General features: G+C 73.9%; 24 protein-coding genes and 1 riboswitch. Of the genes, 15 read left to right on the top strand and 9 right to left on the bottom strand.

The window, feature by feature from the left end:
• Position 1: 1 nt before the first annotated feature.
• Together AB7F12_RS08175 and AB7F12_RS08170 are read right to left on the bottom strand one after the other, a co-directional pair.
• Positions 2-628 carry a precorrin-8X methylmutase gene (locus tag AB7F12_RS08175; protein ID WP_428502209.1) on the bottom strand — a complete coding sequence of 209 codons (627 nt, stop codon included), beginning with the start codon at positions 626-628 and terminating at the stop codon, positions 2-4.
• Entirely contained in the window at positions 625-1,803 is a 1,179-nt protein-coding gene (locus AB7F12_RS08170; RefSeq protein WP_428502210.1) for a precorrin-3B synthase, read from the bottom strand. The genes AB7F12_RS08175 and AB7F12_RS08170 overlap by 4 nt, the downstream gene beginning before the upstream one ends.
• A 133-nt stretch (positions 1,804-1,936) precedes the next feature.
• A riboswitch (cobalamin riboswitch) is annotated at positions 1,937-2,056 on the top strand.
• Positions 2,057-2,109: 53 nt separating this feature from the next.
• Here AB7F12_RS08170 and cobN point away from each other — a divergent pair.
• A complete protein-coding gene (gene cobN / locus AB7F12_RS08165; protein ID WP_428502211.1) occupies positions 2,110-5,718 on the top strand; it encodes a cobaltochelatase subunit CobN in 3,609 nt (1,202 codons plus the stop codon).
• A 28-nt stretch (positions 5,719-5,746) separates the two neighbouring features.
• Here the strand turns inward: cobN and AB7F12_RS08160 are convergent, their stop codons facing one another.
• From AB7F12_RS08160 to AB7F12_RS08145, 4 genes are read right to left on the bottom strand one after another with little or no spacing between them, the layout of a single operon-like run.
• The gene (locus AB7F12_RS08160) at positions 5,747-6,805 is read right to left on the bottom strand and encodes a maleylacetate reductase (protein WP_428502212.1); all 1,059 of its coding nucleotides are present in this window, start codon (positions 6,803-6,805) and stop codon (positions 5,747-5,749) included.
• A 50-nt stretch (positions 6,806-6,855) separates the two neighbouring features.
• A complete protein-coding gene (hydA, locus tag AB7F12_RS08155) occupies positions 6,856-8,316 on the bottom strand; it encodes a dihydropyrimidinase (RefSeq protein ID WP_428502215.1) in 1,461 nt (486 codons plus the stop codon).
• Positions 8,316-8,501 carry a hypothetical protein gene (locus AB7F12_RS08150; protein ID WP_428502213.1) on the bottom strand — a complete coding sequence of 62 codons (186 nt, stop codon included), beginning with the start codon at positions 8,499-8,501 and terminating at the stop codon, positions 8,316-8,318. The genes hydA and AB7F12_RS08150 overlap by 1 nt, the downstream gene beginning before the upstream one ends.
• On the bottom strand, positions 8,498-9,928 hold the full coding sequence (locus AB7F12_RS08145) for an MFS transporter (protein WP_428502214.1): 1,431 nt from the start codon (positions 9,926-9,928) through the stop codon (positions 8,498-8,500). Before AB7F12_RS08145 ends, AB7F12_RS08150 begins: the two co-directional genes overlap by 4 nt.
• Positions 9,929-10,022: 94 nt before the next feature.
• Here AB7F12_RS08145 and AB7F12_RS08140 point away from each other — a divergent pair, with 94 nt between their 5' ends.
• The 9 genes from AB7F12_RS08140 to AB7F12_RS08100 all read left to right on the top strand — a co-directional run bounded on the left by AB7F12_RS08140 (position 10,023) and on the right by AB7F12_RS08100 (position 20,041).
• Positions 10,023-11,525, top strand: a complete 1,503-nt coding sequence (locus AB7F12_RS08140) for a glycosyltransferase family 39 protein (RefSeq protein WP_428502328.1) — start codon at positions 10,023-10,025, stop codon at positions 11,523-11,525.
• 163 nt (positions 11,526-11,688) lie between these two features.
• A complete protein-coding gene (locus AB7F12_RS08135) occupies positions 11,689-12,567 on the top strand; it encodes a metal ABC transporter substrate-binding protein (RefSeq protein ID WP_428502329.1) in 879 nt (292 codons plus the stop codon).
• On the top strand, positions 12,564-13,307 hold the full coding sequence (locus tag AB7F12_RS08130; protein ID WP_428502330.1) for a metal ABC transporter ATP-binding protein: 744 nt from the start codon (positions 12,564-12,566) through the stop codon (positions 13,305-13,307). Before AB7F12_RS08135 ends, AB7F12_RS08130 begins: the two co-directional genes overlap by 4 nt.
• Positions 13,304-14,191 (top strand): metal ABC transporter permease, encoded by an 888-nt coding sequence (locus AB7F12_RS08125; protein ID WP_428502331.1) that lies wholly within the window; start codon positions 13,304-13,306, stop codon positions 14,189-14,191. The genes AB7F12_RS08130 and AB7F12_RS08125 overlap by 4 nt, the downstream gene beginning before the upstream one ends.
• Positions 14,192-14,248: 57 nt before the next feature.
• The gene (locus tag AB7F12_RS08120) at positions 14,249-14,929 is read left to right on the top strand and encodes a metal-dependent transcriptional regulator (RefSeq protein ID WP_428502332.1); all 681 of its coding nucleotides are present in this window, start codon (positions 14,249-14,251) and stop codon (positions 14,927-14,929) included.
• Positions 14,930-15,032: 103 nt separating this feature from the next.
• Positions 15,033-15,509, top strand: a complete 477-nt coding sequence (locus tag AB7F12_RS08115; protein WP_428502333.1) for a formate dehydrogenase subunit gamma — start codon at positions 15,033-15,035, stop codon at positions 15,507-15,509.
• Complete coding sequence (locus AB7F12_RS08110; RefSeq protein WP_428502335.1) at positions 15,506-17,005, top strand: formate dehydrogenase beta subunit; 1,500 nt, start codon at positions 15,506-15,508, stop codon at positions 17,003-17,005. The genes AB7F12_RS08115 and AB7F12_RS08110 overlap by 4 nt, the downstream gene beginning before the upstream one ends.
• Complete coding sequence (gene fdhF / locus AB7F12_RS08105) at positions 17,002-19,824, top strand: formate dehydrogenase subunit alpha (RefSeq protein ID WP_428502336.1); 2,823 nt, start codon at positions 17,002-17,004, stop codon at positions 19,822-19,824. Before AB7F12_RS08110 ends, fdhF begins: the two co-directional genes overlap by 4 nt.
• Positions 19,817-20,041: a formate dehydrogenase subunit delta gene (locus AB7F12_RS08100; protein WP_428502337.1), complete on the top strand. Its 225-nt coding sequence runs from the start codon at positions 19,817-19,819 to the stop codon at positions 20,039-20,041. Before fdhF ends, AB7F12_RS08100 begins: the two co-directional genes overlap by 8 nt.
• Positions 20,042-20,047: 6 nt before the next feature.
• Here the strand turns inward: AB7F12_RS08100 and AB7F12_RS08095 are convergent, their stop codons facing one another.
• Complete coding sequence (locus tag AB7F12_RS08095; protein WP_428516436.1) at positions 20,048-20,536, bottom strand: MarR family winged helix-turn-helix transcriptional regulator; 489 nt, start codon at positions 20,534-20,536, stop codon at positions 20,048-20,050.
• Positions 20,537-20,664: 128 nt separating this feature from the next.
• On the opposite strand from AB7F12_RS08095, the gene AB7F12_RS08090 reads away from it, so the two are divergent.
• The 5 genes from AB7F12_RS08090 to AB7F12_RS08070 all read left to right on the top strand — a co-directional run bounded on the left by AB7F12_RS08090 (position 20,665) and on the right by AB7F12_RS08070 (position 25,073).
• The gene (locus tag AB7F12_RS08090) at positions 20,665-21,696 is read left to right on the top strand and encodes a substrate-binding domain-containing protein (RefSeq protein WP_428501987.1); all 1,032 of its coding nucleotides are present in this window, start codon (positions 20,665-20,667) and stop codon (positions 21,694-21,696) included.
• Positions 21,697-21,852: 156 nt separating this feature from the next.
• Positions 21,853-22,143 carry a zinc ribbon domain-containing protein gene (locus AB7F12_RS08085; protein ID WP_428501984.1) on the top strand — a complete coding sequence of 97 codons (291 nt, stop codon included), beginning with the start codon at positions 21,853-21,855 and terminating at the stop codon, positions 22,141-22,143.
• A gap of 1 nt (position 22,144) precedes the next feature.
• On the top strand, positions 22,145-22,783 hold the full coding sequence (locus tag AB7F12_RS08080) for an AmiS/UreI family transporter (protein ID WP_428501983.1): 639 nt from the start codon (positions 22,145-22,147) through the stop codon (positions 22,781-22,783).
• Positions 22,784-22,877: 94 nt separating this feature from the next.
• Positions 22,878-24,131: a formamidase gene (gene fmdA, locus AB7F12_RS08075; protein ID WP_428501982.1), complete on the top strand. Its 1,254-nt coding sequence runs from the start codon at positions 22,878-22,880 to the stop codon at positions 24,129-24,131.
• Between the two features lie 135 nt (positions 24,132-24,266).
• On the top strand, positions 24,267-25,073 hold the full coding sequence (locus AB7F12_RS08070; protein WP_428501981.1) for an NAD(P)H-binding protein: 807 nt from the start codon (positions 24,267-24,269) through the stop codon (positions 25,071-25,073).
• 45 nt (positions 25,074-25,118) lie between these two features.
• Here the strand turns inward: AB7F12_RS08070 and AB7F12_RS08065 are convergent, their stop codons facing one another.
• Together AB7F12_RS08065 and AB7F12_RS08060 are read right to left on the bottom strand one after the other, a co-directional pair.
• Positions 25,119-25,520, bottom strand: a complete 402-nt coding sequence (locus tag AB7F12_RS08065) for a hypothetical protein (RefSeq protein ID WP_428501979.1) — start codon at positions 25,518-25,520, stop codon at positions 25,119-25,121.
• A 109-nt stretch (positions 25,521-25,629) separates the two neighbouring features.
• Complete coding sequence (locus tag AB7F12_RS08060) at positions 25,630-25,941, bottom strand: hypothetical protein (RefSeq protein ID WP_428501978.1); 312 nt, start codon at positions 25,939-25,941, stop codon at positions 25,630-25,632.
• Positions 25,942-26,023 lie beyond the last annotated feature (82 nt).

Below are 26,023 nucleotides of genomic sequence, written 5' to 3'. Positions count from 1 at the left end.
GTCACTCCTGTTCGCTCGCGAGCGCGTTGAGCGCCGCCGCCGTGATCGCCGAGCCGCCGCGCCGCCCGCGCACCACGAGGTGCTCGAGGTCGGTGCGGGCGGCGAGGGCGTCCTTCGACTCCGCGGCGCCGATGAAGCCGACGGGGATGCCGAGGACCGCGGCCGGGCGCGGGGCACCGGCGTCGATCATGTCGAGCAGGTGGAACAGGGCGGTCGGCGCGTTCCCGATGGCGACGACCGCGCCCCCGAGGTGGGGCCGCCACAGCTCCAGCGCCGCCGCCGACCGGGTGTTGCCCAGCTCCGCGGCCAGTGCCGGGACGCGCTCGTCGCGCAGGGTGCAGATCACCTCGTTGTCGCGGGGCAGCCGCGCGCGGGTGACGCCGGCGGCGACCATCATCGCGTCGCACAGGATCGGCGCCCCGGCGCGCAGCGCGTCCCGGGCGGCGGTGACGACGCCCGCCGAGGCCGCGATGTCGTCGACGAGGTCGACCTGGCCGCACGCGTGGATCATCCGGACCGCGATCCGGGCGACGTCGGACGGCAACCGCGACAGGTCGGCCTCGGCGCGGATCGTCGCGAACGACTGCCGGTAGATCTCGGCGCCGTCGCGGATGTAGCTGCTGGTCATGCGGTCCTTCCGGAACTGCCCTGCGAGCGGCGACCGTCGCCGCTCACGACCTCGGTGTCGTAGCTGCCGTCCGCGCGGGCGACGAGCGAGCGGTGCGCGCCGTGCGGGGCACCGCAGCGTCGCCCACAGCCGACGACGTGGGTCCGCGTCTGCGTGTCGACGATGATCGTGCGGGCGTGGGAGCGGACGTCGGCGAGCGACTTCGCGCACCCCGGCGACCCGGCGCACGCGCTGACCAGCGTGGCGGGGGAGTCGGCGTCGACGGCGAACCCCGCGGCGGCGAGGGCCCCGGCGTCGCCGCCGCAGGGCAGCACGATCGTCCGCCACGGCGTGACGAGCACCTCCGGGGCCAGCCGGGCGAGCAGCCGCAGGTCGTCGGCGGCGAGCTCGCCGAGCACGGGTGCGATGACGAGCGCACGCCCGCCGTCGTCACGAAGCACGTCCCCGACCCCCGGCCGACGATCGGCGCAGTCGCGCCGTTCAGTTGCCTCACCGTGCCGTTCGTTCCCGAGGACAGCGGCGGCGAGGTGTGCCGGGGCACCGTCGACCTCGGCGGCACGCCAGGCCCCGGAGGAGCCGAGGGCGAGGAACGCCTCCGCCGCGTGGACCAGCACGTCGACGGCATCGGCGAGCGCCACCGACCCGACCGGTGTGCCTGCCACCAGCAGCGTTCCCGACGTCGCGGTCCGGGCCCGCCAACAGAGATCGGGGGCCTCGGCGGCGACGTCGCCACGGCCGTCGTCGAGGGCGAACAGGAACCGCCCGGACAGTCCGGCGAGCGGGGCAGACGCGCACACGGCGGCGTCGAGCCGGGCCGCGAGGCCGCGGACGTCGGCCAGCCCACCGGCGATGCCCGACAGCGGGGAGGCCAGCACGTTGCGCACCCGTTCGTGCGTCCGCGACGGCACCAGACCGGCGTCCACCAGCACCGACAGCGCGGCCGGGTCGTCACGGCGCAGGCCGCGCAGCTGCAGGTTCCCGCGGGAGGTCAGGTGCGCGGCGCCGTCGCCGTGGTGCTGCGCGCAGTCGGCGACGGCCCGCGCCGCGGCCGCCGTCAGTACCCCGCCGGGCAGCCGGATCCGGGCCAGCGCACCGTCGGCGGCGTCGTGCGGGGCGAGGACGCCGGGGCAGGCGTCGGCGCGCACGCGTGGCGGCGGGGCGACGGACGGGGGCACGGCCGTCACTGTAAACACCGCATTGCGGGCGTGGCGGGAGCCGATCGTCACTCCGGGGCCGCTCGGCTTGACGCGCGCGTGCGGCGTTGCGGACAGTGAGAGCCGCACGACAACTTCATGGCGGGCGGAACCGAGGAAGCCGGTGCGAGTCCGGCGCGGTCCCGCCACTGTCACCGGGGAGCGGACCCCACCGACGGCCACGGGCACCAGCCCGGAAGGCCGGGGCGAGCGCCGATCCGGGAGCCAGGACACTCACCTGCCCGCCGCCAACCCCACCCGGGACGAGGATCCCGAGGAAGGCCGGCCATGCGCCCCCAGTCCCGTCCCGGGATTCTGCTCCTCTCGACATCGGACACCGATCTGCTGTCCGCGCGCGCGAGCGGCGCGCACTACCGCCTCGCGAACCCGGCCCGCACCCTCGCCGAGGAGCTGCCCGCCCTGCTCGACGGCGTCGACGTCGTCGTCGTGCGCATCCTGGGTGGGCGCCGCTACTGGGAGGACGGCCTCGACACGGTCCTGGCCTCCGGCAGGCCCGTCGTCGCGCTCGGTGGGGAGATGGCGCCGGACGCGGAGATGATGGAGCTGTCGACGGTGCCCGCGGGCGTCGCCGCGCAGGCCCACGCCTACCTGGCCCAGGGCGGCACCGACAACCTCGCGCAGCTCGCGGCGTTCCTGTCCGACACGGTGCTGCTCACCGGCGAGGGCTTCGACCCGCCGGCCGAGCTCCCGGCCTGGGGCGTCCTCGACCGCGCCGCGCGTGAGAGCGACGGCCCGACCGTCGCCGTCCTCTACTACCGGGCCCAGCAGCTCGCCGGGAACACCGGCTACGTCGAGGCCCTGTGCACGGCGATCGAGGACGCCGGCGGTCGGCCGCTGCCGGTGTACTGCGCGTCGCTGCGCCAGGCCCCGCCCGAGCTGCTGACGACGTTGCGCGCCGCTGACGCCATGGTCGTCACCGTGCTGGCCGCGGGTGGGACCAAGCCCGCTTCCGCGCAGGCCGGGGGCGACGACGAGGCGTGGGACGTCGCCGAGCTCGCCGCGCTCGACGTCCCGATCCTGCAGGGGCTGTGCCTGACCGGCAGCCGGACGTCGTGGGCGGAGTCGGACGACGGGATGACCCCGCTCGACGTCGCCACCCAGGTCGCCGTCCCGGAGTTCGACGGCCGGCTGATCACGGTGCCGTTCTCGTTCAAGGAGATCGACGCCGACGGCCTGTCGGTCTACGTGCCCGACCCCGAGCGGGCCGCCCGGGTCGCCGGGATCGCGGTGCGGCACGCGATGCTGCGCCGGATCCCCAACGCGGACAAGCGGATCGTCGTGATGCTGTCGGCGTATCCGACCAAGCATGCGCGCATCGGCAACGCCGTCGGTCTCGACACCCCGGCATCGACGGTCGCGTTGCTGCGCAGCATGGCCGAGGCCGGGTACGACGTCGGCGACTTCCCGGGCGTCGCGGACCGGGACGGCGACGCGCTGATCCACGCGCTCATCGAGGCCGGCGGGCAGGACCCGGCCTGGCTCACCGAGGAGCAGCTGGCCGGTAACCCGGTCCGCATCTCGGCGGCCCGCTACCGGTCGTGGTTCGCCCGGCTGCCCGCCGAGCTGACCGAGGGCGTCGAGAAGCACTGGGGGCCCGCGCCGGGCGAGCACTACGTCGACCGCTCGGCCGACCCGGACGGCGAGATCGTCGTCGCCGCGCTGCGGTCGGGCAACGTCGTGCTGATGGTGCAGCCGCCCCGCGGGTTCGGCGAGAACCCCGTCGCGATCTACCACGACCCGGACCTGCCGCCGTCGCACCATTATCTCGGCGCCTACCGCTGGCTCGCCGCGCCGCGCGACGAGGACGGCTTCGGTGCCGACGCGATCGTGCACGTCGGCAAGCACGGGAACCTGGAGTGGTTGCCGGGCAAGACGTTGGGCATGTCCGCGGCCTGTGGGACCGACGCCGCGCTGGGCGACCTGCCGCTGGTCTACCCGTTCCTGGTCAACGATCCGGGCGAGGGCACCCAGGCCAAGCGCCGCGCCCACGCCACGCTGGTCGACCACCTGATCCCGCCGATGGCCCGCGCCGAGTCCTACGGCGACATCTCGCGGCTGGAGCAGCTGCTCGACGAGCACGCCAACATCGCAGCACTCGACCCGGCGAAGCTGCCCGCGATCCGCCAGCAGATCTGGACGCTGATGCAGGCGGCCAAGCTCGACCACGACCTCGGGCTGGCCGAGCGCCCCGAGGAGGACCACTTCGACGACATGCTCCTGCACGTCGACGGCTGGCTGTGCGAGATCAAGGACGTCCAGATCCGCGACGGGCTGCACGTCCTCGGAGCGGCGCCGACCGGCGCGCAGCGCGTCGACCTCGTGCTCGCGATGCTGCGCGCCCGGCAGATGTGGGGCGGCGAGCGATGCGTCCCCGGGCTGCGGGAAGCCCTCGGCCTGGCCGAGGACGGCTCGGAGACCAAGGCGCGCACCGACGCGGTCGAGGAGCTGGCCCACGCTCTGGTCGCCGACATGGAGGCGGCGGGCTGGGACCCCGCCGCGGTCCCCGGGGTTGCGCGCCTTCACAAAGCGCCGGCAGCCGAGCCCGTGTTGCGGTTCGCCGCCACCGAGGTCGTGCCCCGCCTCGACGGCACCCGCCACGAGATCGACCGCGTCCTGCACGCCCTCGCGGGCGGCTTCATCCCCGCCGGCCCGTCGGGCTCACCGCTGCGCGGCCTGGTCAACGTGCTCCCGACCGGGCGCAATTTCTACTCCGTCGACCCCAAGGCCGTCCCCTCCCGGCTGGCCTGGGAGACGGGGCAGGCGATGGCGGAGTCGCTCGTCGAGCGCTACCGACGCGACCACGAGGGGGAGTACCCGCGGTCCGTCGGGCTGTCGGTGTGGGGGACGAGCGCCATGCGCACGAGCGGCGACGACGTCGCCGAGGTCTTCGCGCTCCTGGGCGTCCGGCCGGTGTGGGACGAGATGTCGCGGCGCGTCGTGACGCTGGAACCGATCCCGCTCGACGAGCTGGGCCGCCCCCGCATCGACGTCACCGTCCGCATCTCCGGATTCTTCCGCGACGCGTTCCCCCACGTCCTGGCCCTGCTCGACGACGCCGTCGCCCTCGTCGCAGGCCTCGACGAACCGGCCGAGCAGAACTTCGTGCGCGCCCACGTCGCCGCCGACCGCGAGCGCCACGGCGACGAGCGCCGCGCCCGCACCCGCGTCTTCGGCTCCAAGCCCGGCACCTACGGCGCGGGCCTGCTGCAGCTCGTGGAGTCCCGCGACTGGCGCGGCGACGCCGACCTCGCCGAGGTCTACACGACCTGGGGCGGCTACGCCTACGGCCGCGGCCTCGACGGCGTCCCCGCCCGCGACGACATGGAGAACGCCTACCGGCGGATCGCGGTGGCGGCCAAGAACACCGACACCCGCGAGCACGACATCGCCGACTCCGACGACTACTACCAGTACCACGGCGGGATGGTCGCGACGGTGCGCGCGCTCACCGGCACCGCCCCCGCGGCCTACATCGGCGACTCGACGCGGCCGGAGTCGGTCCGCACCCGGACGTTGTCGGAGGAGACGGCCCGGGTGTTCCGGGCGCGCGTGGTCAACCCGCGCTGGATCACCGCGATGCGCCGCCACGGCTACAAGGGCGCCTTCGAGATGGCCGCGACCGTCGACTACCTGTTCGGCTACGACGCCACGACCGGCGTCGTCGACGACTGGATGTACGAACGGCTGACCGCCGAGTACGTCCTCGACCCGCAGAACCGGGCGTTCCTGACCGAGTCGAACCCGTGGGCGTTGCACGGCATGGCCGAGCGCCTGCTGGAAGCGGTCGAGCGCGGCATGTGGGCGTCCCCGGAGCCCGACACGCTGGCAGCGCTGCGCACCGCGTACCTGGAGTCCGAGGGCGACCTGGAGGGTTGACCGCGGGTGGCAGTGGTCGCTGCGGCGACTACTGCCACTCACGACCGCGGTACGCGCGCTCGAGCAGTGCCCGGATCGTGGCGCGTGTGGCCGGGACCGGGTTCGGGGTGTCCGCGACGTCGTCGGCGACGCCGTCGAGCGCCTCGTCGGTGGCGCCGAGCGCAGCCAGGTCGCGCGGCAGCCCGATCCGGCCGGCGAGCTCCCACAGCGAGTGGCCGGGATCGTCGCCCAGGTACGGACGCACCCGCGCGACCATGTCCGGCGCCGCCGGGGTGTTGAGCGCGACGACGTAGGGCAGCACCACGGAGTGTGTGTCGGCGTGGACGAGGCCCAGCCGCCCGCCGAGGGCGTGGGAGATGCGGTGCTGCAGACCGGTCCCGGCCGAGCCGAGCGCCGTCCCGGCCAGGAAGGCGCCGTACTGCAGTCCGGCGCGGGCGTCGAGGTCCGTGGGGTTGTCGGTGACGACGGGCAGCGACGCCCACAGGGTGCGCACGCCGTCGGCGGCGAGTGCGGCGATCAGCGGGTTCGGGGCCGGCGACCACATCGCCGCGAAGCAGTGCGCCAACGCGTTGAACGTGCTCGGGCCCGTCACCGCTGCCGGGAGGCCGACCGTCAGCTCGGGGTCGTAGAGCACCACGCGAGGCCGGACCCGCTCGTCGGATCCCGTGCGTTTGCGCTGCCCGCCGGTCATCCCGTACACCGGGGTCAGCTCGGAGCCGGCGTAGGTCGTCGGGACGGCGACGATCGGGACCTCCAGCTCCAGCGCCACGGCCTTCGCCAGGCCGGTCGCGGAGCCGCCGCCGAGGCTGACGATCACGTCGACACCGGCGTCACGTGCCGAGGCCGTGGCCCGCGCGGCGATGTCGGCGGGCACGTGCTGGGCGATCTCGTGCCAGCTCACCGCGACGCGGTCGCCGAGCGCGGCCCGCACCGTGTCCCCGCCGGGCGCGTGCCCGCTCATGATCACCATCGCCCGGGATGTGCCGAGCCGGGCGACCTCGTCGCCGACCTCGGCCGACCGGCCGGGCCCGAACACGATGCGGGTGGGTGCGAACTCGTGGTCGAAGGAGCGGACAGGTGCAGTCATGGTCGGATGATCGTCGCAGAAGCCACCGGCGCCGGCGGGCGCCGGTCGGGTCAGGGCACGGCCGGCCCCGGGGCGCCCGTGCGCGGGGAGAAGCTCGGGATCGCCGGGTCGGTCGCGGGATCGCCGAGCCGGCGGTGCAGCCATCGGCCGCGTCCGGGTGTGCTGGTGATCGTCCCGTCGCGGTGGACGATGTCGCCACGCGACACGGTCACCGACGGCCAGCCCCGCACCTCGATGCCGACGAACGGGTCGTAGTCCGACGCCGACTGCAACGGCTCGTCGGCGAGCGTGGTCGTGCGGTCGGGGTCGATGAGCACGAGGTCGGCGTCCGCGCCGGGCGCGATGCGGCCCTTGCGCGGCCACAGCCCGAACAGCTTCGCCGCGTTGGCCGAGGTGATCGCGACGAACTGCTCGAGGGTCATCCGCCCGGCGGCGACCCCGCGGCCGTAGAGCAGGCCGAGGCCGGTCTGGACGCTGGCGAACCCCGGCGGGATGTCGACGAACGACTCGTACGCCGCGAGCTTCTGCGCGCTGGAGTAGGTGGTGTGGTCGCTGGCCGAGGTCTCGATCTCGCCGGCGGCGATGGCGTCCCACAGCGCGGCCTGGTCGTCGGCGGTGCGCAGCGGCGGCACGCAGACGTAGCGCTGGCCGTCGGGCTGGTCGTAGCGCGACTCGTCGAGGAACAGGTACGCCGGCCGCACCTCGGTGTAGATCCGGCCGCCGGCCGCGCGCCCGCGCCGCACCGCCTCCACGGCGCCGCGCGAGGACAGGTGCACGAAGTACACCGGGCAGCCGACCGTGCGCGCGTAGACCGCCATGCGCTCGATGGCCAGCTCCTCGGCGACCTCGGGGCGGCTGCGCTTGAAGGTGCCGAGGATGGGTTCGACCGTCGCCGGCACCGCGGCCAGGGTGTCGGTCAGGTAGTGGGTCAGGCCGTCGTCCTCGGCGTGGATGTTGACCAGTGCGCCCGCCCGGGCCGCGGCGGCCAGGACACGGATGGCCTCGCGGTCGGTGACGCGGAACGGGTCGTAGGCGGTGAAGATCTTCACGCTGGGGTAGCCCGCCTCGACCAGCGGCGCGAGCTCGGCGAGGGAGCTACCGCCGAGCAGGTCGGTCAGGATCGGGTGGAACCCGTAGTCGACGTGCGCGCGCCCGTCAGCCTTCGCCGCCTCGCGCTCCAGCGTCGTCCACAGCGACTCGCCGAGCTGCTGGAACGCGTAGTTGATCACCGTCGTGACGCCGCCCGCCGCCGCGGCGCGCGTCCCGCTCTCGTAGTCGTCGGCCGACATCAGCGAGCCGTCGGGGCTGGGGGTGTGGAAATGGGTGTGCGGGTCGATGCCGCCGGGCGCGAGGACCTTGCCGCGGCCGTCGAGCTCGTGCTCCCCGCTGCCCGCGACCTGGGCGCCGACCTCGACGACGACCCCGTCCCGGACGGCGACGTCGGCGACGGTGTGACCGTCGGCGTTGGCGACCGTGGCTCCGCGCACGACCAGCTGGAACTCGTGGGCCATCACGCGGCCTTCCTGCGGCGCGAACGCACCGCGAACGAGAGGACGACATCGACGATCAGCGCGGCGCCGTAGAACGGGTTCTGCACGAACGGCCGGGCGCCGAGCTGCTGCAGGCCGGTGATGCCGGTGACCGGGAAGAGTACCGCGGGCGGGTCCCCGGCCCCGGCCGGCTGCCGCCGGCTCACCGGCTCGTCGCGCCCGCCGTGCGGCCCGCGATCCCCGTGCCCGCCACGGCCAGCACCAGCAACCCCGCGATCAGCAACGGCAGGGCGACGGCGGGGGAGGCCGTCGTCGCCAGCAGGGCGCCGCCGGCACCGACCAGCGTCGCCTGCGAGAGCTGGTCGGTGAGCTGGGCCGCCGCCGAGTCGAACCCGACCCGACCCGGCCCCGACTCCGCCGACCGCGCCAGGAGCAGGAACGACAACGACGAGAACCCGAGCCCCATCCCGACGCCTGCCACCACCCAGAACGGCAGCGACAGCCACGCCACACCCCACGACGGCGCCACCACCAGCAGCCCCGCGATCCCGACGGCCACGAACGCGAACCCCACCCGCAGCAGCGCCGGCCGCGACAGGTCCGGGTGCCGGCCCTGCCACGCCGCCGCCGACGACCAGCCCAGCGCCCCCACGATCAGCGGGATGCCGGCGGCCGACAACGACCAGCCGTGCGTCGAGGTCAGCATCAGCGGCAGGTAGGCGTTGACGGTGAAGGAGGCGCCCGAGAGCAGGCCGCGCGACGCGACGACCGCCGCGATGCCGCGGCGGGCCCGGAACGAGCCCACCGGCAGCAGCCGGCGCAGCGCCGGGACCAGCAGTGCCAGCGCGACGGCGGCGACCACCGCGGCCGGCCAGCCCGTCGGGTGCTGGCCGGCCCAGCTCAGCGCCGCGACCGCGGCCGCCGCGGCGAGGGCGGCGACGACGACCGCGCGCCCGTGCGCGCCGCCGGGCGCAGGCCGGGCCGCCGGCAGGTCGCGGACCGCGGGCAGCACCAGCACCACCGCGACGACGACGAACGGCACGATCCCGAGGAACACCCAGTGCCACGACAGCCGCTCGGTGACCACACCCGCGACGGGCGGCCCCACCAGGGCGGGCAGCACCCACGCCGACGAGATCAGCGCGAACACCGCGGGGCGCGCCCGCTGGCTGTACACGAGCGCGATCAGCACGTACACCGCGACGGCCACCGCCCCGGCGCCCAGCCCCTGCAGCACACGCCCCACCAGCAGCTGCGCCATCGACGGTGCCGTCCCCGCCACCAGCAGGCCGGCCCCGAACAGCATCGGCGAGGTGATCAGCGTGCCCCGCGGCCCCCGCTGGTCGCACCAGCGTCCACCCAGCACGGTCCCGACGACGCTCGCCGCCGTGAACGCCACGAACGGCCACGCGTACGACGCCACCGAGCCCAGGTCGGCCACGACCGCCGGCATCGCGGTGCCCACGCCCATCGCCTCGAACGCGATCATGCTGATCAGCAGCAGGATGCCGACCGTCGTGGCGCGGCGTCCGGGCCCGAACAGCTCCGGCCGCACCGCGGCCCGGTCGGTGCCGGGCGCGGCCGCCGGCGCCGTCGCCGGGGTGGATGTCGGGTCGTCCGTCGCGCTGCTCACCGGGCAAGCGTGCGCCCTCGACCCGGGTCGAGGTCAACGAGTTTCGTGCGGCGGCGCGGGCGCGGCAGGATGGGCGCCGCCGAGGGGGGTGGCGATGACGGTCGTCGGCGAGCGGGTGCGGTCCCGGCTGTGGTGGCCCGGCGTGGGTGGCGCCGCCGCCGTCGTCCTCGTCGCGCTGCTCGCCACCGCAGGCCGCTACGGCTACCACCGCGACGAGCTGTACTTCCTGCGCGCGGGACGCGAGCTCGCGTTCGGCTACGTCGACCAGCCGCCGCTCACCCCACTGCTGGCCAGGGTCGCGACGGTCCTGTTCGGCGACTCGCTGGTCGGCCTGCGGGTGGCGTCCGCGCTCGCGGCGGCGCTCGTCGTGGTGTGCGCCGGGCTGATCGCGCGCGAGTTCGGCGGCGGCCGGGGCGCCCAGCTGCTGGCCGCCGCCGCGACCGGGGCGTCGTCGTTCCTGCTCGCCGTCGGGCACCTGTTGTCGACGACGACCTTCGACGTCCTCGCCTGGGCGCTGGTGTCCTGGCTCGGGGTGCGGGCGCTGCGCGACGGCGGCGCGACGTGGCTGCTCGTCGGCCTCGCCGCCGGGGTCGGACTGCAGAACAAGGTGCTGCCCGCGTTCCTGGTGGGCGCCTTGCTGATCGGCATCCTCGTCGCCGGGCCGCGCGACGTCCTGCGCACGCCGTGGCCCTGGCTCGGCGGGCTCGTCGCGCTCGTGGTCTGGGCGCCGTTCCTGGTGTGGGAGGCCCGGCACGGCTGGCCGATGCTCCAGCTCTCCGCCGCCATCGCCGGGGGCAGCTCCGGGACCAGCGCGTCGCGCTGGATCCTCGTGCCCTACCAGCTGGTGATCGTCAGCCCGCTGCTCGTGCCGGTCTGGGGCACCGGGCTGTGGCGCCTCGCCCGCGACCCGGCCCTGCGCCGCTGGCGTGCCTTCGCCGTCGCCTGGGTGGTACTGCTCGTCGTGTTCGTCGCGACGGGCGGCAAGCCGTACTACATGGTCGGGCTCTACCCGCTGCTGCTCGCCGCCGGGGCCGGCCCGGTCGTGGCGTGGGCGGGCCGGGGGGCGCGACGGGTCCGGCGCGGGCTCCTCGTCGCCGGCGTCGCGCTCGCCGCGGCGGTCAGCGCCCTGCTCTTCCTGCCGCTCGTCCCGGCCGCCGCACTGCCCGGCTCGCCGATCGCCGCGGTCAACTACGACGCGGGGGAGCAGGTCGGCTGGCCCGGGTTCGTCGCGACGCTCGCGCGTGCCGTCGACGCCCTGCCGCCCACCGAGCGCGCGAGCACGGTGATCCTGACGGCGAACTACGGCGAGGCGGGAGCCGTCGACCGCTTCGGTCCGGCCCTGGGTCTGCCGCCGGTGCACAGCGGGCACAACAGCTACGGCGAGTGGGGCCCGCCGCCGGCGGCGGCGACCACGGCGATCGTCGTCGGCTACCCGCCCGCCGCGCTCGCCCGCTGGTGCGGGTCGGTGGAATCGTTGGCGCGCATCGACAACGGCATCGGCCTGGACAACGACGAGCAGGGCGCGCCGGTCGTCGTCTGCCGCGGTCCCACCGCGAGCTGGGCGCAGCTCTGGCCCCAGATCCGCCATGTCGGCTGAGACACTGTCTCAAGAGGTCAGACCAGCCGAAACCTAGATTTCGGGCACCCGAACTTTTACTCTGCCCGTCATGTCCGGTTCGCGATGCGGCGATGGGTCGACCCCCCGCCGACCCCTCCGGGGCGCCACGCGCCCCCGGACCGGTCCAGCAGCGGTACTGCTCGTGCTGCTGCTGGCCCTGAGCGGGTGTTCCGGCGCGGGCCCGGCGCGCGCCGCCGACACACCGCTGGTCCTCACCACGTTCACGGTGCTCGCCGACATCGCCCGCAACGTGGCGGGGGAGCACCTGCAGGTCGAGTCGATCACCAAGGTCGGCGCCGAGATCCACGGCTACGAGCCCACCCCCGGCGACATCCGCAAGGCCGCTGAGGCCGACCTGATCGTCGACAACGGGCTCAACCTCGAACTCTGGTTCGACCGGTTCGTCTCGGAGCTGACGGTGCCCCACGTCGTCGTCTCCGAGGGGGTCGAGGTCATCGACATCAGCGAGGACGCCTACGCGGGCAAGCCGAACCCGCACGCGTGGATGAGCCCGAACAACGTGGCGCGCTACGTCGACAACATGGTCGCGGCGTTCGCGAACCTCGACCCCGCCAACGCGGACGCGTTCCGCGCCAACGCCGAGGCCTACAAGGCCGAGCTCCGCAAGGTCCACGACGAGCTGGTGTCGGCCCTGGCCGCGGTACCACCGACCCAGCGCGCGCTCGTGACGTGCGAGGGCGCGTTCTCCTACCTCGCACGCGACGCGGGCCTGACCGAGCGCTACATCTGGGCGGTCAACGCCGAGCAGCAGGCGACGCCGCAGCAGGTCGCGTCGACCATCGCCTTCGTCCGCGACAACCGCGTCCCGGCCGTGTTCTGCGAGTCCACGGTGTCCGACAGCGCGATGCGCCAGGTCGTCGCCGCGACGGGCACCCGGTTCGGCGGCGTGCTCTACGTCGACTCGCTGTCGGAACCGGGCGGGCCTGTCCCCACCTACCTGGACCTGATCCGCCACGACACCCGCACGATCATCGCGGGGCTCACCGGAGCGGCGGAGTGAGCGCCGCGGCGGTGGAGGTCGACGGGCTGACCGTGCGCTACGGACCCGTGGTAGCCCTGGACGGGGTGTCGTTGCGGCTCGACCCGGGCACGGTGTGCGGGCTGATCGGCATGAACGGCTCGGGGAAGTCGACGCTGTTCAAGTCGATCATGGGGCTGCTGCGGGCGGACGCGGGCCGGGTCCGGATCGCCGGTCACGACCCGGCCGTGGCGCGCCGGCGCGGCATGGTCGGCTACGTCCCGCAGGCCGAGGCCGTCGACTGGTCGTTCCCGGTGTCGGTCCGCGACGTCGTGACCATGGGCCGCTACGGGCGGCTGGGCCCGCTGCGGCGGTCCCACGCGGCCGACCGGGTCGCCGTCGCCGACGCGCTGGCCCGGGTGGAGCTGACCGAGCTGGCCGACCGGCAGATCGGGCAGCTCTCCGGCGGGCAGCGCAAGCGTGCCTTCGTCGCCCGCGGGATCGCGCAGGGAGCCGAGGTCCTGCTGCTCGACGAGCCGTTCGCGGGCGTGGACAAGCGCTCGGAGGCGACGATGTCGGCGCTGCTGGCCGACCTGGCGGCTGCCGGTTGCGCGGTCCTGATCGCCACCCACGACCTGCACGCCCTTCCGGCGCTGGCCGACGAGGCGGTCCTGCTGCTGCGCCGGGTGCTGCTGCACGGCCCGGTCGACGAGGTGCTGCGCCCGGAGAACCTGGCCCGCGCGTTCGGGGTCGACCCACTGGAGCAGGGACGTCCGGCATGAACCCGATCGACCTGATCATCGAGCCGCTGTCCTACGGGTTCATGATCCGTGCCCTGGTGACGACGGTGGTCGCCGCGGTGGTGTGCGCGCTGCTGTCGTGCTGGCTGGTGCTGATCGGGTGGTCGCTGATGGGCGACGCGGTGTCGCACGCCGTGCTGCCCGGCGTCGTCCTCGCCTACGTCCTCGGCCTGCCGTTCGCGATCGGCGCCGTGGTGTTCGGGTTCCTCGCCGTCGGGCTCATCGGGGCGATCCGCGACACCAGCCGGGTCAAGGAGGACGCCGCGATCGGGATCGTGTTCACGACCCTGTTCGCGCTCGGGCTCGTGCTGATCTCGGTGACACCCAGCCAGACCGATCTCAACCACATCGTGTTCGGCAACGTCCTGGGGGTGTCGGTCACCGACCTCGTCCAGGTCGTCGCGCTCGGGGCGATCGTGGCCGCCGTGCTGCTGGCCAAGCGTCGTGACCTGGTCCTCTACGCGTTCGACCCCGGCCACGCCCACGCGATCGGGCTCTCGCCGCGCCGCCTCGGCGCGCTGCTGCTGGGGCTGCTCGCGCTCACCGCGGTCGTGGCCCTGCAGGTCGTCGGGGTCATCCTCGTCGTCGCGATGCTGATCCTGCCCGGGGCGACGGCGCAGCTGCTCACCGACCGGTTCTCCCGGATGCTGCTGCTCGCACCGGTGCTGTCGGCGGTGTGCGCGACGATCGGGCTGTACCTGAGCTACTGGCTCGACGCCGCGCCCGGCGGCCTGGTCGTCGTCACCCAGGGGGCGGCGTTCACGCTCGTCTACCTGTTCGGGCCACGTGGGCTGGTGACCCGGTGGCGCGGGCCCGGGGGTGGACGGCCGGTCGTCGACGCCGTCGTGCACGGGGAGCGGCTCTGAGCGACGCGCGCGCTGCCGTACCGTTCCGGGCATCGGGGTGTGCGACGAGAGGGCCGAATGTCGGAGTCCGCGGCGACGGAGAACTACCTCAAGGTCCTGTGGACCGCCGGGGAGTGGTCGGACGAGCCCGTGACGGTGTCGCGGCTCGCCGGCCGGCTGGGGCTCGCGGCGTCGTCGGTGTCGGAGGTCGTGCGCCGGCTGACCGAGCGCGGGCTGGTCACCCACGCCCGCTACGGCACGATCGAGCTGACCGACGACGGCCGGCGGATCGCGCTGGCCACCGTGCGCAAGCACCGGCTGATCGAGACGTTCCTGGTCGAGTACCTGGGCTACCGGTGGGACGAGGTGCACGACGAGGCCGACGTCCTGGAGCACGCGGTGTCGGACACGTTCGTCGAGCGGCTCGCCGCGCGCCTGGGCGAGCCCGACCGTGACCCCCACGGCGACCCCATTCCGAACGCCGACGGCGGCATGCCGAACGAGGCGGAGCTGACCCTCGACGCGGTCGCCGAGCAGGCACGGGTACGGGTGGTGCGGGTGTCGGACACCGACCCGGGCATCCTGCGCCATCTCGACCGGCTCGGGATCGCCCTGGGCAGCGTCCTGCAGGTGGCCGAGCATCATGCCACCGCGGGCACGATCGACGTCGTGCACGGCCCGAGCGCACTGGTGCTGGGTGTCCCGGCGGCGCGGGCGATCCGCGTCGAGGTGATCGGACAGCGCACCCACGACGCCTGATAGGCGACGTCTATCACCGCATAGGAACGTTCGCTTTGACCGTTCCGGGCGACCACCCCACAGTCACCTGCATGACACGCAGGCGTGATCGTCGGGACCGCCGATGAGTATCGAGGCGCCCCCCGGACGGGTGGACCAGGTCGTGAGCCGGGCCGTCGAGGCCCACCGCGGCTCCCGCGGTGCCCTGCTGCCGATCCTGCACGCGGTGCAGGAGGAGCTCGGGCACGTCCCCCCGTCGGTGGTCCCGGTGCTCGCCGACCGGCTCAACCTGTCCACGGCCGAGGTGCACGGCGTCGTCACGTTCTACCGCGACTTCCGCACCACCCCGCCCGGCCGCGTGACCGTGCGCGTGTGCCGCGCCGAGGCCTGCCAGGCCGTCGGCGGGGAGGCGCTGCTCGAACATGCCGTCACGAGCCTCGGGATCTCGCGGGGCCAGACCACGCCCGACGGCGCCGTCACCCTCGACGAGGTCTTCTGCCTCGGCAACTGCGCGCTCGGCCCGGCGGTGCAGGTGGGCGAGCGCCTGCACGGCCGCGTCACCCCCGCGCGGCTCGACGCACTGATCGGGCAGAACCGATGACGGTCTACGTGCCGAAGGACTCGGCGGCGGTGTCGGTCGGCGCCGACGAGGTCGCCGAGCTGCTCGAACGTGCCGGCGCCCACGTCGTGCGCACCGGCTCGCGCGGCATGCTGTGGCTCGAACCGCTGGTCGAGGTCGAGACCGGGGCGGGCCGGGTCGGGTACGGCCCCGTCACCCCCGAGGACGTCGACGGCCTCGTCGCGGCCGGGCTCCTCGACGGCACCGCCCCCGGCCTGGGACGGGTCGAGGACCTGCCGTGGATGCGCGCGCAGCAGCGGCTCACGTTCGCCCGGGTCGGCGTCGTCGACCCGGCCGACCCGGCAGACCACGAACGCCACGGCGGCCTCGACGGCCTGCGCGCGGCGCTCGCGATGGCCCCGGCCGACGTCGTCACCGCGGTGACCGAGTCGGGCCTGCGCGGGCGCGGCGGCGCCGGGTTCCCGACGGGCGTCAAGTGGAAGACCGTCGCAGCCGCGGAGTCGGACCTGAAGTTCGTGTGCTGCAACGCCGACGAGGGCGACAGCGGCACCTTCGCCGACCGGATGCTGCTGGAGGGCGACCCGTTCACCCTGCTCACCGGGATGACGATCGCCGCGTACGCGGTCGGGGCGGCCGAAGGCTACGTCTACGTCCGCTCGGAGTACCCCGACGCCGTCGCGGCACTGCGGACCGCCATCGTCGCGGCCCGCGGGCAGGGGTGGCTCGGCCCCGATGTCCTCGGCTCGGGATTCGCCTTCGACGTGCACGTCCGTGTCGGGGCCGGCGCCTACATCTGCGGCGAGGAGACCTCCATGCTGGAGAGTCTCGAGGGCAGGCGCGGCGTGGTCCGGCCCAAGCCGCCCATCCCCGCGCTGGAGGGGCTGTTCGGGCGGCCGACCGTGGTCAACAACGTGTTGTCGCTGGCGTCGGTGCCGACGATCCTGGCCGACGGCCCGCAGGCCTACGCCGCGCTCGGGGTGGGGCGCAGCAGGGGCACCCAGGTGTTCCAGCTGGGCGGCAACGTCGCGCGCGGCGGCGTGCTGGAGACGGCCTTCGGCATTTCGCTCGGCGAGCTGGTGCAGACCTACGGCGGCGGCACCCTGTCGGGGCGGCCCGTGCGGGCGGTGCAGGTCGGCGGGCCGCTCGGGGCGTACCTGCCCGTCGAACGCTTCGACCTGCCCATGGACTACGAGGCGTTCGCCGCGTCGGGGGCCATGGTCGGGCACGGCGGCATCGTCGTGTTCGACGACACCGTCGACATGTCCGCGATGGCCCGGTTCGCGATGGAGTTCTGCGCCGAGGAGTCGTGCGGGCGCTGCACCCCGTGCCGGGTCGGCGCGGTGCGCGGGGTCGAGACGATCGACCGCATCCGGGCCGGTGAGAACCGCGAGGCCAACCTCGTGCTGCTCGAGGACTTGTGCGAGCTGATGACCGACGGGTCGCTGTGCGCCATGGGCGGGCTCACCCCGCTCCCGGTACGCAGCGCCGTGACGCACTTCGCGGAGGACTTCCGGTGACGCTCCTGAGAGAACCCGACTTCGGCACGCCCGCCCGCGCGGGGGAGGCCACCGTCGAGCTCACCATCGACGGGGCGACCGTCGCGGTACCCCCGGGGACGTCGGTCATGCGTGCGGCCGCGCAGGCGGGATTCGAGGTCCCCAAGCTGTGCGCCACCGACAGCCTGGAGGCGTTCGGCTCCTGCCGGCTCTGCGTCGTCGAGATCGACGGCGCCCGCGGCACCCCGGCGTCCTGCACGACACCCGTCGCGCCGGGCATGGTGGTGCGCACCCAGACCGGGAAGCTGGCCAAGCTGCGCCGCGGGGTCATGGAGCTCTACATCTCCGACCACCCGCTCGACTGCCTGACCTGCTCGGCCAACGGCGACTGCGAGCTGCAGGACATGGCGGGCGTGACGGGCCTGCGCGAGGTCCGCTACGGCTCCGGTGTCGACGCCGGCGCCAACCACATGGACCTGCTCAAGGACACCTCGAACCCGTACTTCGAGTTCGACCCGGCCAAGTGCATCCTCTGCTCGCGCTGCGTGCGGGCCTGCGACGAGGTGCAGGGCACCCTGGCGCTGACCATCGAGGGCCGCGGCTTCGACTCCGCGGTCTCCCCGGGCGGCACCGACTTCCTCTCCAGCGACTGCGTCTCCTGCGGCGCCTGCGTCCAGGCCTGCCCGACGGCGACGCTGCAGGAGAAGTCGGTCGTCGAGCTCGGCATGCCGACCCGGTCGGTGATCACGACGTGCGCGTACTGCGGCGTCGGCTGCTCGTTCAAGGCCGAGCTGCGCGGCGACGAGCTCGTGCGGATGGTGCCGCACAAGGACGGCGGCGCGAACGAGGGGCACAGCTGTGTGAAGGGGCGCTTCGCGTTCGGCTACGCCTCGCACCCGGACCGGGTCATGCGGCCCCGGGTCCGCGACACGATCGCCGACGAGTGGCGCGAGGTCTCCTGGGAGGAGGCGATCACCCACACCGCGGCGCGCCTGCGCGCGATCCAGGCCGAGCACGGCGTGGGCTCGATCGGCGCGATCACCTCGTCGCGGTGCACGAACGAGGAGGTCTACGTCGTCCAGAAGATGGTGCGGGCGGCGTTCGGCAACAACAACGTCGACACCTGCGCGCGGGTCTGCCACTCACCGACCGGCTACGGGCTGAACCAGACCTTCGGCACCTCGGCGGGCACCCAGGACTTCGCCTCCGTCGACGACGCCGACGTGATCATGGTGATCGGCGCCAACCCGACCGACGCCCACCCGGTGTTCGGGTCGCGGATGAAGAAGCGCCTGCGCCGGGGCGCCCGGCTCATCGTCGCCGACCCGCGCTCGATCGACCTGGTCCGCAGCCCGCACATCGAGGCGGAGCACCACCTGGCGCTCAACCCGGGCACGAACGTCGCGATCGTCAACGCGATGGCGCACGTCGTCGTGACCGAGGGGCTCGTCGACCGCGAGTTCGTGGACGCCCGCTGCGAGAACATCGCCGAGTGGGAGCAGTTCATCGCCGATCCCGCGCACTCACCCGAGGCCGTCGAGGAGGTCACGGGTGTCCCGGCGGAGCAGGTGCGCGCCGCGGCCCGGCTCTACGCCACCGGCGGCAACGCCGCCATCTACTACGGCCTGGGCGTCACCGAGCACAGCCAGGGCTCCACGATGGTCATGGGCATGGCCAACCTGGCGATGGCCACCGGCAACATCGGCCGGTCGGGGGTCGGGGTGAACCCGCTGCGCGGGCAGAACAACGTGCAGGGCTCCTGCGACATGGGCTCGTTCCCGCACGAGCTGCCCGGCTACCGCCACGTCTCCGACGGCTCGGTGCGGGAGGTCTACAACGACCTCTGGGGCGTAGACCTGCTCGACGAGCCCGGCCTGCGCATCCCCAACATGTTCGACTCCGCGCTCGACGGCTCGTTCCGCGCGCTGTTCGTACAGGGCGAGGACATCGCGCAGTCCGACCCGAACACCGGCCACGTGCACGCCGCACTGGCCGCGCTCGACCTCGTCGTCGTGCAGGACCTGTTCGAGAACGAGACGGCGAAGTTCGCCCACGTGCTGCTGCCCGGCACGTCGTTCCTGGAGAAGGACGGCACGTTCACCAACGCCGAGCGCCGCATCAACCGGGTCCGCCCGGTGATGCCGGCGCGGACCGGCAAGCAGGAGTGGCAGATCGTCTGCGAGATCGCGGCGGCCATGGGCTACCCGATGCACTACGACGACGCCGCGCAGATCATGGACGAGATCGCGCTGACGACGCCCACGTTCTCCGGGGTGTCCTTCGCCCATCTCGACGCCGTCGGCTCCGTGCAGTGGCCCTGCACCGCCGAGCGGCCCGAGGGGACGCCGATCATGCACGTCGACGGGTTCGTCCGCGGCAAGGGCCGGTTCGTCGTCACCCCGTACGTGCCGACGCGCGAGCGCAGCAACCGCCGCTTCCCGCTGATCCTGACGACGGGCCGCATCCTGTCGCAGTACAACGTCGGCGCCCAGACGCGGCGCACCGCGAACGTGACGTGGCACCCCGAGGACGTCCTGGAGCTGCATCCCCACGACGCCGAGGTCCGCGGCGTGGCCGACGGCGACCGGGTCGAGCTCGCCAGCCGGGTGGGGGCGACCTCGTTGCGCGCCAGGATCTCCGACCGGATGCCGGTGGGTGTCTGCTACACGACGTTCCACCATCCGGTGAGCGGCGCGAACGTCGTCACGACCGACAACTCCGACTGGGCGACGAACTGCCCCGAGTACAAGGTCACCGCGGTCCAGGTGACGCCGTCGACGGCCGCGGCGGGCGCCGCGCCCGCGCAGGAGGAGTCGACGGTGGGGGCGGCGCGTGGCTGAGCAGGGACCGGAGCTGCGGATGGTCTCCGACATCGTCGCCCAGTTCGCGCACCGGCCGCCCGACGACGCGGCCGCGGCGATCGCGGCCCACCTGGTGCGGTTCTGGGACCCGCGGATGCGGCAGCGGCTGGTGGCGGCGGCCGGCGGGGGAGCCGACGTCGACCCGGTCGTGGCGCGGGTCGTGGAGCTGCTGGCGCCGGCGGTGCCGACGTCCTGAGACCGGTCAGGCCGGGGTGGGCCCCTGCAGTCCGTTGCGCAGCCGGCGCAGCAGGTCGTCGAAGAGCTCCGCGTCGGGCCCGAGCAGTTCGCTGAACTGGCGCCGCACGTCGGCCGTGGCCTCCTCCCACGCCGCGTGGGCCTGGCGCCCGCGCGGGGAGGCGGCGACGAGGACGCGGCGCCGGTCGAACTCGTCGGGGCGGCGCAGCACCAGGTTGGCCGACACCATCCGGTCGACCAGCTTGGACAGTTTCGGCGCCAGCATCATCGCGTGCTCGGCCACGACGTTCATCGGGCAGCCGCCGCGCGCGACGAGCAACGACAGGATGCGCCACTGCTCGATGTCGCCGCCGTGGGCCTTGAGGGCCTCGTCGAGCCGCTGCTCGACCGAGCGCTCCACGAGGGTCAGCACGCGCAGGGTCTCGTCGTCGACGAGGCCCACGCGGCCCTCGACAGGGCCGTCGACGAGCTCCGAAGGGTCCGGACGCGCTGCCATCGTCGCATGCTAACCCACGATCGGAGTAACAACCGGGCCCACCGGGTCGCTAGCGTCGTCCCATGACCCCGGGCCAGGAGGCCGAGCGGCTGACCGTCCCGCCTTCGGGCGGGCCGGACGTCCTCACCATGGCGCTGGTCGTCCCGCTGCAGGGACCGGCCGGCATCTTCGGGCCGTCGTGCGAGAGCTGCGCGGATCTCGCGGCGGCCGAGATCAACGACGAGGGTGGTGTCCTCGGCCGCGAGCTGAGGCTGCTGCCCGTCGACGGCGGGCGGGCGCCCGACGTCGTGGCCACCGAGGTCGACGCGCTCATCCGCGCCGGTGCGGTGGAGGCCGTCACCGGCTGGCACATCTCCGCGGTGCGGGAGGCGGTCGCCCCGCGCATCGGGGGCCGGGTGCCCTACGCCTACACCGCGCTCTACGAGGGTGGCGAGCACCGCCCGGGGGTGTTCCTGACGGGGGAGACGCCGGACCTGCAGCTGGGCCCGACGCTCGACTGGTTCGCGGGCACCGTCGGGGTGCGGCGCTGGACGATCGTCGGCGACGACTACATCTGGCCGCGCCGGTCGGCCCACATCGCCAAGGAGTACCTGCGGGCGATCGGCGGCACGGTGTGCGACGAGATGTACGTCCCGCTGGGGACGTCGGACTTCTCGGGGCCGCTGGGGCGCATCGAGGCCAGCGGCTGTGAGGCCGTGCTGATGCTGCTGATCGGCGACGACGCGGTGTGCTTCAACCGCCAGTTCAGCGGGCGCGGGATGGACCGCGACATCCTGCGGTTCAGCTCGTTGATCGACGAGAACGTGCTGCTGGCCTCGGGGGCGGGCAACACGCGCGGGCTGCTGACCTCGGCCGGCTACTTCGAGGACCTGGGGACGACGCCGGGGCTCGACTTCGCGGCGGCCTACTTCAGCCGGTTCGGCCCCGACGCGCCCGTGCTCAACAGCCTGGGGGAGTCCTGCTACGAGGGCGTCCGGCTGCTGTCGGCGCTGATCCGGCGGGCGCACTCGGCGGAGGTCGGGTCGGTGACGTCGGTGTCGGAGGGGCTGGCCTACGAGAGCCCGCGGGGGACGGTCGTCGTGCGCGACCGGCACCTCAAGCAGCGGGTGTTCCTCGCGGTGGCCGACGGCCTGCGCTGGGACGTCATCCAGGAGCTCTGAGCAGCTCCCACCTGCTGTTCCCCGCGTCGGGAGCGGGTGATCGGGGCTGGTCGTTGACAGCCCCGGTCACACGCCGTAGTTTCCCAGGAAATTGTTTCCGGTGATCGCCATCACGCCGGTTCCGGGAATCCCCACAACGACGTGGAAGGAGAGCTCGTGGCCCTCTACCGCTATCGCTGTAACGCCCACGGTGCCTTCGACCTGACCACCCCAATCGGCACCGCCCCCGCGACCGCGCCGTGCCCCGGCTGCGCCACGGCCTCGGCACGGCAGTACACCGCGCCCATGCTGGGCCGGGGTGCCGACACCGCCATGAGCCTGATCGACCGGACCCGCGCCACCGCCGACGCCCCCGCGGTCGTCTCGGCCCCGCCCCGGCGCCCGGCGTCGCAACGCACCCCGCTCGCCCCGCCGAACCCGGCCCTGCGCCGGCTGCCGAGGCCGTGACATGGGAGCCGTCGGACTGATCTACGTGGGCGCCGTCCTGTTCGTCAACGGCGCGATGCTCCTCGGCTGGGTGGAGGGCCGCTCCGCCGCCCCGCTCAACATCTTCGTCGGTGTCCTGCAGGTCATCACGCCGACCTACCTCATCTTCACCGCCAACGGCAACACCGACCAGATCCTCAACGCATCAGGGCTCTACCTGTTCGGCTTCACCTACCTCTACGTCGCGTTCAACCTGCTCATGAACCTCGACGGAACCGGCCTCGGCTACTTCTCGCTGTTCGTCGCCGTCGCCGCGGTCGCCTACTCGCTGGCGAACTTCTTCCAGCTCCGCGACCCCGTGTTCGGTGTCATCTGGCTCTACTGGGCGTTCCTGTGGCTGCTGTTCTACCTCCTGCTCGGCCGCGCACACGACGGCCTCGGCCGCTACACCGGCGCCGTTGCCGCCGTCCAGGGCTGGGTCACCGGCGCCCTGCCCGCCGCCCTGCTGCTGCTGGGCTACTGGGGCGGCAGCAACGCCGGCCTGATCGCGACGATCTTCGCCGTCGCCGGCATCGTCGTCTTCGCCGCACTCTGGGTGCCGTTGCGACCCCGGGGCGGAACCGCGCCCGTCACCACCGAACGAACCGCCGCCGCGACCTGACACCCCGCCGCGACCGTCCCGCCCGCGACGCCCGGCGTCGCGGCCGCAGACCCAGCACCTCGTGGTTCCCGCACCGACACATCGGAGGTCCTCCATGCCCGACGTCGTGTTCCCCCTGGACTCGACCAAGAAGTTCACCGACCAGGAGAAGATCGGTCACAACCGCTGGCACCCGGACATCCCGGCCCAGGTGCACGTCAAGCCCGGCGACTCGTTCCGCGTCCACTGCCGGGAATGGTTCGACGGCGCGATCGTCAACGACGACTCCGCCGACGACATCCTCAACGCCCCGCTCGCCGGCGTGCACGTGCTGTCCGGCCCGATCGCCGTCGAAGGCGTCCAGCCCGGCGACCTGCTGATCGTCGACATCCTCGACGTCGGCCCGATTCCGCAGGAGGACTCCGGACCCCTCGCCGGCCAGGGCTGGGGCTACACCGGCGTCTTCGCCACCAGCAACGGCGGCGGCTTCCTCACCGAGCAGTTCCCCGACGCCTACAAGGTCATCTGGGACTTCCAGGGCGGCCAGGCGACGTCGCGCCACGTCCCCGGCGTCTCCTTCACCGGCATCGTGCACCCCGGCCTCATGGGGACCGCGCCGTCGCACGACCTGCTCGCGAAGTGGAACGCCCGCGAACAGGCCCTCATCGACACCGACCCGGGCCGCGTCCCGCCGCTCGCGCTGCCGCCGCTGCCCGACTCGGCGATCCTCGGCAGCCTGTCGGGTGCCGACTTCGACCGGGCCGCCGCCGAGGCCGCCCGCACCGCCCCGCCCCGCGAGAACGGCGGGAACCAGGACATCAAGAACCTCACCAAGGGGACCCGGGTGTTCTACCCGGTGTTCGTCGAGGGCGGGAACCTGTCCATGGGTGACCTGCACTTCTCCCAGGGCGACGGCGAGATCACGTTCTGCGGGGCGATCGAGATGGGCGGGTTCATGGACCTGCACGTCGACGTCATCAAGGGCGGCATGGAGACCTACGGGGTCTCCGAGAACGCCATCTTCATGCCGGGCAACACCGACCCGCAGTACAGCGAGTGGCTGGCCTTCTCCGGCACCTCGGTCACCCTCGACGGCGAGCAGCGCTACCTCGACTCGCACCTGTCGTACCAGCGGGCCTGCCTGCACGCCATCGACTACCTGACCAAGTTCGGCTACAGCCCCATCCAGGCCTACATGATCCTGGGCGCGGCGCCGATCGAGGGCCGGCTCTCGGGTGTCGTCGACATCCCGAACTCCTGCTCCACGGTCTACATCCCGACGGCGATCTTCGACTTCGACGTGCGGCCCGGCAAGAACGGCCCGCACCAGGTCGACCCGGGAATGGGTGTCCCGATGTCGCGAGGCTGAGCCCCGCGACAGGCGACGGCCCCGGCCGCCTTCGGGCGGGCGGGGCCGTCGTCGCGCGCCTGGGCCCGGCACCGCGCGACCGTTCCCGCGCCCGGTGGGGAATGATCAAGGCCGGGCACACGGAGCGGAGGCGCGATGACGATCCTGGTCACGGGGGCCACCGGCAACATCGGCCGGATGGTCGTCGAGCGGTTGCTCGCCGCGGGCGCCACCGACGTGCGCGCCCTCACCGTCGACCCCGGACGCGCCGCCCTGCCCGCCGGGGTGCAGGTCGTGCAGGGCCACCAGGGCCGCCCCGACGCCGTCGCCGCCGCACTCGACGGCGTCGACCGGATGTACCTCGCGCCCGACCCGGCGACCGCGTCGGCGGTGACCGCGGCCGCCGCCCGCGCCGGGGTGGGGCGGATCGTCGACCTCTCGGGGGAGCACGAGAGCTGGTGGGGCGCGGTCACCCGCGCCGTCGAGGACAGCGGCGTCGCCTGGACCCACCTGTGGCCCGGTGACTTCATGGAGAACACCCGGGTGTGGGCACCCCGCATCCGCGCCGACTCCACCGTCACCGAGCCGTGGCCCGACGCCGCGAGCGCCCCGGTCGCCATGGCCGACGTCGCCGCGGTCGCCGCCGCCGCACTGCTCGACGACCGCCACACCGGGGCCGCCCTCGCGCTCACCGGACCCGCCACCCTGACCCGCCGCGACCTCTGCCGGCTCCTCGGAGACGCACTCGGCCGGGAGGTCCGGTTCGTCGTCGGCAGCCGCGACGAGACGATCGAGGCGCTGGCCCCGGCCATGGGCGGGGACGCCGCCTGGTACGTCGACACCGTCCTGGCCGGCGCCGCCGCGCATCCCGCACCCCCGACGACGACCGTCGCCGACGTGACCGGACGCCCGGCGACGACGTTCGCGCAGTGGGCGACGGCGCACACCGACCTGTTCTCCTGACCCGGATCGGGCCGGCGCCGACCCTGCACCGCAACCGTGGTCGGGTCAGGCGTGGGTCCCGGAACCGCGCAGCAGCTCACACAGCCGGCGCGCGGCGGCGACGGGCAGCCCGCGCCTGCTCTGCAGGTGGGCGAACACCGGACCGAGGACGGGATCGGCCAGCAGGTCGGCCCGCGGCAGCGGCGGCTCGACCGGCCGGTACACCCCGTCGGCCTCCCACCCCCGGCCGGGCCGCCCCACGGCGTCGGACACGAAGTCGACCACGCCCACGACCCCCTGGCCGTGCCCCGAGCGATAGACCACCGCGCGGCTGCCCCGCACCGTCGAGCGCAGACAGCACATCGTCGTCGGCACACCGGCGACGAGGTCCGCGCCCGTGCCCGCCCGGCGGACGAGAACCAGCTCCGGAGCCCGCGGCCCCGCGCCGTCGTCGAGGTCCTCCACCACGCACGCCTCCCTCTCGACGACCCGCCGGGACGGTACCCGCCCACCCCGCGGACGGCCGGGCCCGCACCCGGATGCGGTGCGGGCCCGCCGTCGTGGCCGCGGTCCGTCGTCAGCGCCCGACGATGCTGACGTTGCCGACGGCGCTGGACACCACGATCGTCCGCGGGGCCGACGGGTCGACCCGGACCCCGACGTCGCGGGTGCCGACGCCGGTCCCGGTCTCGACCCGGTACCCGACGTCGGGGACCCGCACACTGATGTTGCCCGGACCGGTGCGCACCACGATCCGCTCGGGCGGCCGGGCGAAGTCGAGGTTCATCGTCGACGCCCCCGCCGTCGCCTGGAAACGGGGCGTGTCGAGACCGGTGGCGGTGACGTCACCGGCGCCGGACTCGATGCGGACCGGGACCTCCGGCGGCACCGGGCTGACCTGCGCACCGGGGCAGGGTTGTCCCCGTACCGGGCCCGGACGCACCGGTGCCCGGGACGCACACGGCGTCCCG

The sequence above is a fragment of the Pseudonocardia sp. genome (genome assembly GCF_050250275.1).
In the GTDB taxonomy this organism is placed as follows: Bacteria; Actinomycetota; Actinomycetes; order Mycobacteriales; family Pseudonocardiaceae; genus Pseudonocardia.
The sequence above is the reverse complement of the archived record's forward strand: the minus strand, read 5'-3'. Positions and strand labels throughout refer to the sequence as shown.

Coding starts and splice junctions, on each gene's coding strand:
- AB7F12_RS08080 (WP_428501983.1), top strand. CDS start 22,145: ATGGGAGCCGTCGGACTGATCTACGTGGGCGCCGTCCTGTTCGTCAAC.
- AB7F12_RS08090 (WP_428501987.1), top strand. CDS start 20,665: ATGGCGCTGGTCGTCCCGCTGCAGGGACCGGCCGGCATCTTCGGGCCG.
- AB7F12_RS08175 (WP_428502209.1), bottom strand. CDS start 628: ATGACCAGCAGCTACATCCGCGACGGCGCCGAGATCTACCGGCAGTCG.
- cobN (WP_428502211.1), top strand. CDS start 2,110: ATGCGCCCCCAGTCCCGTCCCGGGATTCTGCTCCTCTCGACATCGGAC.
- AB7F12_RS08095 (WP_428516436.1), bottom strand. CDS start 20,536: ATGGCAGCGCGTCCGGACCCTTCGGAGCTCGTCGACGGCCCTGTCGAG.
- AB7F12_RS08070 (WP_428501981.1), top strand. CDS start 24,267: ATGACGATCCTGGTCACGGGGGCCACCGGCAACATCGGCCGGATGGTC.
- AB7F12_RS08140 (WP_428502328.1), top strand. CDS start 10,023: ATGACGGTCGTCGGCGAGCGGGTGCGGTCCCGGCTGTGGTGGCCCGGC.
- AB7F12_RS08110 (WP_428502335.1), top strand. CDS start 15,506: ATGACGGTCTACGTGCCGAAGGACTCGGCGGCGGTGTCGGTCGGCGCC.
- AB7F12_RS08120 (WP_428502332.1), top strand. CDS start 14,249: ATGTCGGAGTCCGCGGCGACGGAGAACTACCTCAAGGTCCTGTGGACC.
- AB7F12_RS08125 (WP_428502331.1), top strand. CDS start 13,304: ATGAACCCGATCGACCTGATCATCGAGCCGCTGTCCTACGGGTTCATG.
- AB7F12_RS08160 (WP_428502212.1), bottom strand. CDS start 6,805: ATGACTGCACCTGTCCGCTCCTTCGACCACGAGTTCGCACCCACCCGC.
- hydA (WP_428502215.1), bottom strand. CDS start 8,316: ATGGCCCACGAGTTCCAGCTGGTCGTGCGCGGAGCCACGGTCGCCAAC.
- AB7F12_RS08115 (WP_428502333.1), top strand. CDS start 15,033: ATGAGTATCGAGGCGCCCCCCGGACGGGTGGACCAGGTCGTGAGCCGG.
- fmdA (WP_428501982.1), top strand. CDS start 22,878: ATGCCCGACGTCGTGTTCCCCCTGGACTCGACCAAGAAGTTCACCGAC.